5 protein-coding genes are annotated in these 7,609 nt (G+C 56.4%); 3 read left to right on the forward strand and 2 right to left on the reverse strand.

The annotated features are described in order from the left end of the window. Window positions 1-1,628: glycogen/starch/alpha-glucan phosphorylase (locus tag LD28_RS0120395; RefSeq protein WP_033138728.1), on the forward strand; the 1,628-nt coding region annotated here is incomplete at its 5' end. A gap of 61 nt (window positions 1,629-1,689) precedes the next feature. On the opposite strand, the gene LD28_RS0120400 is transcribed toward LD28_RS0120395, so the two are convergent. Both LD28_RS0120400 and trxC read right to left on the reverse strand, forming a co-directional pair. Next, window positions 1,690-3,072 (reverse strand): SLC13 family permease, encoded by a 1,383-nt coding sequence (locus LD28_RS0120400; protein WP_033138729.1) that lies wholly within the window; start codon window positions 3,070-3,072, stop codon window positions 1,690-1,692. A 161-nt stretch (window positions 3,073-3,233) separates the two neighbouring features. Continuing rightward, window positions 3,234-3,668: a thioredoxin TrxC gene (gene trxC / locus LD28_RS0120405; protein WP_033138730.1), complete on the reverse strand. Its 435-nt coding sequence runs from the start codon at window positions 3,666-3,668 to the stop codon at window positions 3,234-3,236. A gap of 150 nt (window positions 3,669-3,818) precedes the next feature. On the opposite strand from trxC, the gene LD28_RS0120410 reads away from it, so the two are divergent. Beyond that, window positions 3,819-6,623 carry a hybrid sensor histidine kinase/response regulator gene (locus tag LD28_RS0120410; RefSeq protein WP_033138731.1) on the forward strand — a complete coding sequence of 935 codons (2,805 nt, stop codon included), beginning with the start codon at window positions 3,819-3,821 and terminating at the stop codon, window positions 6,621-6,623. 166 nt (window positions 6,624-6,789) lie between these two features. Next, window positions 6,790-7,609 (forward strand): ABC transporter transmembrane domain-containing protein (locus tag LD28_RS0120415; protein ID WP_033138732.1); only part of this gene is annotated, 820 nt, incomplete at its 3' end.

Raw genomic sequence — 7,609 nt, forward strand, 5'->3', positions numbered from 1 at the left:
CAGGTAAAGAGCTGCGCCTGATCCAGCAGTACTTCTTCTGTGCTTGCTCCATCAAGGACATCATGCGCCGCTACAAGCGGGTCCATGGCGCTGATTTCAGCAACTTTGCCGCGCAAATTGCCATTCAGCTCAACGATACCCACCCGACTATCGCCATCCCGGAACTGATGCGGGTGCTGGTGGACGAGGAAGATCTGAACTGGGATGCCGCTTGGGCCATCTGCTATCAGGTCTTCTCTTACACCAACCACACCCTGCTGCCGGAAGCGCTGGAGAAGTGGTCGGTCAGTCTGTTCGAGAAGGTACTGCCTCGCCATCTGGAAGTGATTTACGAGATCAACGCCCGCTTCCGGAGCGAGCTGGTCGAGCCCAAGTGGCCGGGTAACGACGCCATCAAGGCCAAGCTCTCCATCATCGAAGAGGGAGATGTGCGCAAGGTTCGCATGGGCAACCTGTGCGTGATCGGTTCGTCCAAAGTGAACGGGGTGGCCGAGATCCACTCCAAGCTGGTGAAGGAAGATCTCTTCCCCGAGTATGCCGATCTGTGGCCGGAAAAAATGTGCAACGTGACCAACGGTGTGACCCCGCGTCGCTGGCTGCTGGCGTGCAACCCGGAACTGGCGGGCCTCTACAACGAAGTGGTGGGCAAGGAGTGGCCGCTGCAACTGGACAAACTGCGCGGCGTAGTGAAGTTTGCCGACGACAAGGCGTTCCAGCAGCAGTTCATGACCATCAAACGTCACAACAAAGAGAAGCTGGTCAAGGTTATCAAGGACGAAACCGGTATCGATGTCAGTGCCGAGGCGATCTTTGACGTTCAGATCAAACGTCTGCACGAGTACAAGCGCCAGCAACTGAACCTCATCCACATCATGGCGTTGTATCGTCGCCTGCTGGCCAACCCGGACTATGACATGCATCCGCGCGTGTTCATCTTTGGCTCCAAAGCGGCGCCCGGTTACAAGCTGGCCAAAGACATCATCTATGCCATCAACAAGCTGGCGGATCGGGTCAATAACGACGCCCGTATCCAGGGCAAGCTGAAAGTGGTGTTCATGCCGAACTACCGCGTGAGTCTGGCCGAGAAGCTGATCCCGGCGGCAGATGTCTCCGAGCAGATCTCCACTGCAGGTTATGAAGCATCGGGTACCGGCAACATGAAGATGGCGCTCAACGGTGCGATCACTATCGGGACGCTGGATGGTGCCAACATCGAGATCGCAGAAGAGGCGGGTGCCGAAAACTGTGCCATCTTCGGTCTGAACGTGGACGAGGTGAAGTCACTGAAGGCGCGCGGTTACAACCCGTACGACTTCTACTATGCCAACTCCGAGCTCAAAGCCGTGCTGGACTGGTTTGATACCGATTACTTCACGCCGGGTCGCCCGGGTGAGCTGGCCTCCATCAAGCGCTCCTTGCTGGAAGGGGGAGACCCTTACCTGACCCTGGCTGACTTCCAGTCCTACTCGGATGCACACAAGCTGATCGATACCTGGTATCGGGATCCGGCGCTGTGGGCGAAGAAGGCCATCATCAACTCGGCCACCATGGGCAAGTTCAACTCAGACCGCTCCATTCAGGATTATGTGGATCGGATCTGGGCTCTGAAGGCCTGTAACATCGGCTAATCGGATGCAGAGATGAAAAAAACCCCGCAATGCGGGGTTTTTGTTTATTGGGGGAGATGGCTCAAAGGATATCGCCAACAAAGTAGGCCAGCAGGGCGAGCAACATGGTAAAGACCACGTTGAGGGCCATACCGGCTTTCATCATCTCCTTCTGGCGGATGTGGCCGCTGGCAAAGACGATGGCATTGGGTGGTGTGGCAACCGGCAGCATAAAGGCGCAGGAGGCACCGATAGCGATCAATACCGCCATCACGATGGGGGAGACGCCGAGCGCCTCGGCTACACCGGCGAACAGCGGGATCAACAGGGCGGCAGTGGCGGTGTTGGAGACCAGCTCGGTCAGGAACACCACAAAGGCTGCCAGCATCAGCAGGATCACGAAGATATTGGCGTGGGAGAGCACGGCCGACAGGTGTGCAGCCAGAAAGGCGCTGGTGCCAGTGGCTTTGAGTATGGCGCTCAGGGTCAAGCCGCCGCCAAACAGCATCAGTACTCCCCAGTCGGTGTTCTGGTTGACGTCATCCCAGCTGGCGACACGGCTGACCACGATAGCAATGATGGCGCCCATGGCAATCAGAGTATCGAGTTGTGGGATGCCGCCAAACGCGTTGGAGATGGGCTGCGAGCCGATCCAGAGCACAACGGTGGTCAGGAAGATAGCCAGCGTCACTTTGCGCTCGCGGGTCCAGTTGATGGTGACATCCTGGATCTCGACGCGGTGACTAAGTTGCGGACGGGTCACCAGATAGAGCAGAGCAATGCCGCAGGGCATCAGGATCAGTACCACCGGAATACCGAACTTCATCCAGTCGGTGAAGCCGATCCCCATCTGGGCGGCGGCGATGGCGTTGGGTGGGCTGCCCACCAGGGTTCCGATGCCGCCGATACTGGCGCTGTAGGCGATCCCAAGCAGTACGAACACGAAGGTGGCACGATCTTTTTTGCTATCGAGGCGAGCCAGCATGCCGATAGCCAGTGGCAACATCATGGCGGTGGTGGCAGTGTTGCTGATCCACATCGACATAGCGGCGGTGATGGTAAAGAGCAGGATGACGCCCCAGCCCAGATGGCCATTGGCCAGGTGCATCACCTTGCCAGCCATCAGGGTATCCAGTCCCTGTTTGGAGAGGGCTGCCGCGAGGGCGAAACCGCCAAAAAACAGGAACAGGATCGGGTTGGCGAAATCGGTGAGGGATTTGCTCATGTCAAACACCCCGAGCACGGTGGCCAGCAGGGGCACCAGCAGGGCGGTGATGGTGACGTGCAGTGCTTCGGTCAGCCAGAGAATGGCGATAAAGACCAGAATGCCCAGCCCCTTGTTGACCATGGGATCAAACGGGAGCCAGGCCAGCATGGCACAAAGTAGCAGGACATCCAGGATGACGATCCCTGATTTGATATCCAGCCAACGAGATGGAGCAGAGGGTACAGCCGATGTGTGCATATTGTTCTCTCGGTTAATTTATGGTTGTTTTTGTGTTGCCGAGATTACATCCATTCACCTGTTTGAAACAGATTGTATTGCTCAAAATCGGTCACTACTCACATAGTGATTGATAAAAACCGCTAAAATTAAACATGAATAAAACATGTGCGCAGCATGAATCAAATATTGATGAACTGTTCCAGCCACTGTTTGAACATGCTTTTGGGGAGTGACCCGTTGATCTGTGCCACGATTTTTCCTTGTTTGAAGACCATCAGGGTCGGAATGCTGCGGATTGCATAACGAGCGGCGATGTTGGCCTGTTGCTCGGTATCCACTTTGACAAAGCGCATGTTGGGTTCGAGTTCGTGTGCAACCTCATGAAATACAGGTGCAAATTGCTGGCAGGGACCGCACCAACTGGCCCAGAAATCGACGACTACCGGGATATCTGAGTTTATCAGGGTATCGAATTGATCCACCCGCCCGAGACAGGGAGTTTGGGTGAACAAGGGGGCTTTGCAGTGTCCGCACCTGGCTGAATCATCGATATGGGTGTCGGGCAGGCGGTTCCTGGTAAAGCAGTGGCTACAATAAGTAGTGATAAATGACATAATTGGCTCCTTCAAGATCTATTCTGGCGGGAATATCCCCCGGGTAGATCCGCATAACGGTAACATAGTCACTGGCGGGAGTGGATCACCCTCCCGGGCTCCTCGCCCTGCCAGATAATTCAGCGACCATAAGTTGAGAGTCGAGACGGGATGAATAAAGGATCACGCAAGAGCCCTGTGGTGCCGGTGCTGGTTGTTGCTTTGTTGCTCGCCTTCTCGGGCTTTTGCTGGCAACTGCTCAGCCAGCAACAGCGGGCGCACAATCTTAATGAGGCGGCCGAAGTCGTGTTGAACCGCATCAATACCGACAGCGTTTACCTGCTTGGGCGGGAAAATGCCAACGATAGCAATGTCCAGCAGCGCCTTGGTCAGTTATCGGTCACTCTGGATGAGTTTGTGCGCAAGATCCGCAGTGACCCCGAGGTCGAACACGCCTCACTGTCTCAGGCGTTGTTGGAGGATCTGGAGACCTATTTGATGGAGTTGGCCAGACTCCATGCCATGAAGATGGCGATTGAATATATCGATCAACCCTTTCAGCATCAGCTTCAGAAAGTACGCGGGAGCACGCTGGCAGACAGCGCCTTGCATCGAGATGTGAATGAACTGGCCCAGTTGAGCAATTATCTGCAACACAGCTCGGATAATAACGAGTTGCAACAACTGGCTTTGTTGCAGCGATCCATGACGGCCCGTTACGGCTCGCTGCCCGACGTCATGACGTTGATAAAGCTGAGCGAGGACTTGAGCCGTCAGGTGACGGCTTATCACTCCCTGCGCTATCGGCTGATCGACATGCATGTGATTGACACTCTGGTGCGCTGGAAGCTGGATAAACTGGAACGGGCTTCATACCTGATGAACCGCTTCTATCTGATTGTATTGGCGGGGGCGCTGATCTGTTTTGCTCTGGTGGCCTATACCCTGTGGCGCCGCAACCAGAAGCTGAGTGAATTGTCGCGCCAGACCGGTTTGCTGGCTCAGGCAAAGAGCGATTTTCTGGCCAACATGAGTCACGAGATCCGCACTCCCATGAACGCTATCATCGGCTTCAGCTCGTTGGCGCTACAAACCGAGCTGGATCAGCAGCAGCGGGACTATCTGGGCAAGATCAAGTCGTCTTCAGACACCTTGCTGCTGCTGATCAACGACATCCTCGATTTGACAAAGGTGGAGTCCGGCAAGCTGACGCTGGAGGAGATTGACTTCGATCTCAGCGAGCAGCTCGACTCGCTGGCGGGTATGTTTGCCGATCTGGCGGAACGCAAACATGTCGAGGTGATCATGCGCAAGTCGCCTGAAGTGCCGGTCTTCTTGCGTGGGGACCCCTTGCGGCTGGGGCAGGTGCTGGTCAACCTCGTCAACAATGCCATCAAGTTTACCGAGCGCGGGGAGGTAGAAGTCTCTATCGAACTGTACAACCCCCATCCGATGCGGATCCGCTTCAGTGTGCGTGATACCGGCATCGGCATCGCCGAAGAGAAGCAGGCCCAGCTGTTCCAGGCCTTTACCCAGCTGGAGGCGGGCAATACCCGTAAATATGGTGGCTCGGGTCTGGGGCTCAATATCTCCCAACGCTTGGTCGAACTGATGGGTGGACGGATCACGGTGCAGAGCAAGCCAGGAGTTGGCTCCTTGTTCCAGTTTGATATTCCCATGACTCAGGCGGTTTATGGCGTGGCCGGCCGTAAAGTCTTCTTCGAACATCAACCGCTGGTGATGGTGATGGACGACAACGAGCTGGTGCTGGATCTGGCCCGAGATATTTTGACCCGCGCTGGCGTAAGGGTGTTGCCGGTCAACACCCTTTCTCGCGCCCGTCAGTTGTTGCGCGAAGAGGGGCCGAATTTGCGGCTGGCCATTCTTGATTGGCGCATGGGTCAGGAGGATGGGCTCGATCTTGCGCTTGAGATGTATCAGCACAGCCAGTGGCGGCGGATCCCCATCCTGATGATCAGTGCATGGGCCAGGGAAGGGTTGCACGCCCGAATGGATAGCATGGGGTTGACCCATTTTCTGCCCAAACCGATGACCGAAAACGCACTGCTGGCCAAGGTGGATGAGCTGCTCAATGGCAGCTCCTACGAACTGAACCTGCGCAAGGCTGAGGCGCAGGGGGATCAGCAACATTTCAAATCCTTGCTGCAGGGTACCCGGGTATTGCTGGCGGAAGATAACCGGGTCAACCAGCAGCTCATCATCGAGTATCTGCGGCGGGTCGACGCGGAGGTCTGTGTGGTCAGCAATGGCCGGGAAGCGGTCGAGCGGGTATCAGAGCAGCCTTTTGACGTGATCCTGATGGATCTGCAGATGCCGGTGCTGGATGGGCTGGATGCCACTCGCCAGATCCGCAAGATGGTTGACAAGCACGATGTGCCCATCATTGCCCTCACTGCCAGCGCCATGCCCGGTGACAAGGAGCGCTGTCTGGGGGTGGGGATGAATGGCTATGTCACCAAGCCGGTGAGCAAGCTGGATCTCTACAACAACCTGCTGCAGTGGGTAAAGCCGCAAGGGGTTGAGCAGGCCGGGATCATGGAGGTGAAACCACCGGATATGATGGGGGTCCTCGATTTGGAAGATGCCCTCAAACGGCTGGAGCAGGACAAGGAGGCTCTGCAGATCCTGTTCAAGCTGTTCATGTCGGAACACAAGGACGATCTGTGGGAGATCCGCTCAGCTCTGCGCCGCCAGCAACCCGAGGTAGCCAGCAAGCTGCTGCACACCCTCAAGGGGGTATCGGCCAATATCTCGGCCTCCCGTCTGCAGGTGGTAGCCGGCGAGTTGGAGTGGCGCTTGCGGCAAAACGAGGTACTGAGCGAGAGTGATGTGGAGCAGTTGCAGCAGGTCTTCAGCCAGACCCGTGAAGAGGTGTCACACTTCCTGCTGACCGGTGAGCAGCATGAAAATTCGTACAATCCCTATTCACCAGGGGATGATCGCATGTCACAGTGAATTAAATAGTAATTATTCTCAACCCTCCCGGTTCGGGATATGATGAGCTTTCGTTCGAATCGCCTCCAGCCGGAGGCGATTGTTTTCATTCTTCTATTTCTGCGTGGCTTCTCTGATGGCCGCTCTTGGGAGCGGTCACGGGCAGAGAGCGCTAAAGGTTGGTGGTGTGAGCGTATTTCTTCGATTGAGCTGGTTTTTCAAGGAGCAGTGGCCCCGCTATCTTGCCGCCATCTCCCTGCTGCTGATGGTGGCCCTGTTGACCGTCATTCCACCCAAAGTAGTGGGCTGGGTGGTGGATGGCATCGCCAAGGGGGATCTCGATAATGGTGCCCTGATGCGCTATCTGGCGGGGCTGTTCGGGCTCGGTCTGCTTATCTATCTGCTGCGCTACGTCTGGCGGGTGATGCTGTTTGGAGCCTCTTACCGGTTGGCCTATGTGTTGCGCAATCGCCTGTTCAGCCATTTCACCCGGATGAGCCCCGATTTTTATCAGCGTCACCGTACCGGCGATCTGATGGCCCATGCCACCAACGACATTCAGGCGGTGGAGATGACCGCTGGCGAAGGGGTGCTGACCCTGGTGGACTCCATCATGGTCGGGGTATTAGTGCTCTCCATTATGTGCAGCCAGTACTCCTGGCAGCTGACGCTGGTCTCGCTGCTGCCGTTGCCGGTGATGGCCTATTTCATGAACCGTTTTGGCACCCAGATCTACACCCAGTTCAAAGCGGCGCAAGGGGCGTTCTCCAGGCTCAACAACAAGACCCAGGAGGCCCTTTCCGGTGTGCGGGTGCTGAAATCCTACGCAGTCGAATCGTTGGAAGATGAGGGCTTTGCCGAGCTGACCAGACAGGCGGGGGAGCGCAATATGGCGGTGGCCCGCATCGATGCCAAGTTTGATCCGGTTATCTATCTTTGCATCGGTTGCTCCTACTTCCTCGCGGTGGCGGGGGGCAGCGTGCTGGTGCTGCAGGGTGAGCTGACCC

The sequence above is a fragment of the Aeromonas finlandensis genome (assembly GCF_000764645.1).
Taxonomy (GTDB): domain Bacteria; phylum Pseudomonadota; class Gammaproteobacteria; order Enterobacterales; family Aeromonadaceae; genus Aeromonas; species Aeromonas finlandensis.